This window comes from Methanoregula sp., from assembly GCF_049690535.1.
Lineage (GTDB): Archaea > Halobacteriota > Methanomicrobia > Methanomicrobiales > Methanospirillaceae > Methanoregula.
In genome coordinates this window covers 1-2976 of the sequence record NZ_JBAVMX010000096.1, presented here as the reverse complement: position 1 = coordinate 2976, position 2976 = coordinate 1, and the positions used below count along the sequence as shown (strand labels likewise).

The following is a 2976-nucleotide window of genomic DNA, read 5'->3' as shown; positions in this document are numbered from 1 at the left end:
GCCTACCAGATCGGTGTCGTGACCCGGGAAGGATCACGCCGGGTCCAGACGTACGCGTTCGAGCTCGCAGAGAAGCGCCGCAAAAAACTTACCTCGGTCGACAAGGCAAACGTCCTCTCCGATGTGTACGGGCTCTGGCGTGACGTCTTTACCGAGACCGCAAAGAAGTATCCCGATGTCGCCACTGATTTCAACTTTGTCGATGCGGTCACGATGTGGTTTGTCAAGAACCCCGAGTGGTTCGATGTCGTAGTCACGCCCAACATGTTCGGCGACATTATCACCGACCTCGGCGCGATGATCCAGGGCGGCCTCGGGCTTGCCCCGGGCGGGAACATCAACCCGAAGGGCACCTCGATGTTCGAGCCGATCCACGGGTCGGCGCCGAAGTACAAGGGCATGGATGTTGCAAACCCGATCGCGACGATCTGGGCCGGCTCGCTCCTGCTCGATCACCTTGGCGAGCACAAGGCTGCCGCTGCGATTGTCACAGCCATTGAGAAGAGCATTAAGGATGGCGTCGTGACAAAGGACCTCGGCGGAACGGCGGGAACAAAGAAAGCCGGGTCGTATATTGCGGAATGCGTGAAGAAGGGGAAATAAGTTCCCTTTTTTGGTAAGTCTTATTCTGATCTTTTCCCGGGCAGTCCGGCTTTTTACCAGGAGCGGGAAATACAAATTCCTCTCTCTGCCTGGGGGGTCATACCCATTTCAGGTGCGACCCCGATCACCGGAGTACCCGGGCGGTTTATCACGGCCGGTTATCGGAGGTTGTCCGGAATGTCCAGAGGAATATCAGCCTCGTTTTCGGAGTTTTTGGATGAGAAAATAGTTTTGAGTGCAGCAAACGGCCCCGCGTTTTCTCCGCCTGCCGCATCCTTCCCGGCCTTTTTCTGTCCCCCGTAATTTTTCAGGAGGATTTCGGCCTCGATAAGTCCCTCTTCAACTTTTTTCTTTTCGGTTATGTCTACGAGGTACCCTGCAATTGCCACGGTCTTTTTGTTTTTTACCACCGGGATCTCGTTGATTTCCACCCAGATATTCGTGTTATTGCGGCCGTAAAACTCCAGCCGGTACGGCGGTTCGCGCCGGCCGGTGGAGATCGCTTTAAGGGTGCGCTCCAGTCCCTTCGCATTGAGCGGGTTATCCGTCAGGTAATCGGTCCACAACCGCTTACCCGAATGGGAAGAGCCCCCCCGAAGAAGCGCCTGTATCCGGGGGCTCACATAGATCAGAGTGTGGTCCGGAGAATGGGTAAAATACATCTGCGTACCGCTTTCCAGAAGCTGCATCAGCTCTTCGTCCCGTTTCCTGACAACCCGGTGCTCCTGCCGGATCCGGGAGATGTCGTGCCCGTTCGCTATAATTGCGGTAACAGCCCCGTTCCCGTCAGTTATCGACCGCGCCGACCAGCTGATGCACCGCGATCCAAGAGGAGAAGAGATCCATTGTTCCACCTGGCAGGTGTAGGGTGGCCGGAAGAGATTGGTCATTTTGGTGGCCATGATCTCAGAGGAGCGCTTATCGGTTGCCGGCATAAAGATGCTGCCAGCCAGTTCCTCCTTTGTCTTTCCCATCGCATCGCAGTAGGCCTTATTGACAAACAGGAGACGTCCCTCAGGACTGAACTTGACCAGCAGGTCCTGCTGGTGATCCACGAGTTCCTTATAGAGGGTATCGTCAGGCGTACTCATTGCCGGTCTCCTGTACAGTGCGGGGGGCATGCAGGCAACTAAAAAATGCCCCTCCCTTGTAAGTACACGTTTCCTTTTGGGGCTATTAATGTTGCACAACGCGACCCCGGGGAGATGTTCAGAACTCACATAAGAGGGTGAAAAAATGGGGGAGTTCAAAAGGAGGGGTACAGATCAGACAAGTGCGCTGATCTGCTGCTGGCCGGGAATCCTGCGGTCTTTCCAGACCGGAGTGGCCGGCTGTTCCGGGATCCGTACAATGGTGGCACGGCGTTCCCGCCCGTAGACGACCGATCTGAGGGCAAGAAGCGAGACCGTGAAGTTCCCTGCTTCGAAGAGTTCGATGTTGAGGGCTTTGCCGGATGCCGATACCTGTGCAAGGCCGCAGGTCGTTCCCAGGTAGTAGTTCCACTCGTGGACAAGTGCCTCCACCTGGACGACAACCTGCCGCCCGGACATTCCCTTTGCCAGATCTGCCAGCCGGATCGCATACCGGGCACCCATGACGTGCAGCTCCACGACTTCATGAGTCCTGCCGTCACGGTCATTCGCCCTGCATCCTGTCCGCTGGATATAACCTGCTTTCTGCATCATACACGACCACCTTCTGTCGTAGTAGTGCATCTTTACGGGGCAGTATATAACCCGGGGCCGTGCGCGGGGTGAAAGTGAAATAAAACGGAGTCTGGCGTTTTTTAGGGCGGAATTCCCATTCTGAGGAGATTGTACCCTGCATTACGCCTTGTTGTCCATGCAGGCGTTCAGGACCTCCTCGACAAAATGGAGCGTGCCGCCGGTACCCGCAAGAGAGGGACGGGCAAGCCTGACCCTCCCGCGGAGGGGGGGAATGATACCCACGAACGTATGGTCGCCACACACCGAACGTTCAAACGACGACCCTATCACAAGGTCCGGTGAAACTTCGGCGATCTTCCGGGAGACCTGTTCCAGTCCTGTCAGTTTTTCCACCGGGTACTGCGTGGCGGGCGGCGCAGGAGGATCGTTCCGGGTCCCGACAGCGAGGATCTCTGCATCGAGATATCGCCTGAGCGTATCCGCGGCAAAGAGAGCATACGCGGTGCCGGCAAAGACGGCAACCCCAGGAGGATCATAGCGGCGGAGGTACTTGTCGCAGGCATGAATCACCCGTTCCTCCTGCAGGTCAAGTTCCACACGGACTGAGTCCACATCTGCACCTTCATACGTTGCGGCAAGTCTCTCAAAGGTGGCGCGGAGCGCCGGGATCCCAAGCGTCCCGCCAAGATATGTCCCTGTACCGGAG

4 protein-coding genes are annotated in these 2976 nt (G+C 56.8%); 1 reads left to right on the top strand and 3 read right to left on the bottom strand.

From position 1 onward, the window contains the following. On the top strand, positions 1-603 hold a 603-nt coding region (locus WCE46_RS07150; RefSeq protein ID WP_424733015.1), incomplete at its 5' end, for an isocitrate/isopropylmalate dehydrogenase family protein. Between the two features lie 158 nt (positions 604-761). Here WCE46_RS07150 and WCE46_RS07145 read toward each other — a convergent pair. The 3 genes from WCE46_RS07145 to WCE46_RS07135 form a co-directional block, all read right to left on the bottom strand. Beyond that, complete coding sequence (locus tag WCE46_RS07145) at positions 762-1694, bottom strand: PAS domain-containing protein (RefSeq protein WP_424733014.1); 933 nt, start codon at positions 1692-1694, stop codon at positions 762-764. A 174-nt stretch (positions 1695-1868) separates the two neighbouring features. Beyond that, positions 1869-2288 (bottom strand): hypothetical protein, encoded by a 420-nt coding sequence (locus WCE46_RS07140; protein ID WP_424733013.1) that lies wholly within the window; start codon positions 2286-2288, stop codon positions 1869-1871. Positions 2289-2429: 141 nt separating this feature from the next. After that, positions 2430-2976 (bottom strand): nitrogenase component 1 (locus WCE46_RS07135; RefSeq protein ID WP_424733012.1); only part of this gene is annotated, 547 nt, incomplete at its 5' end.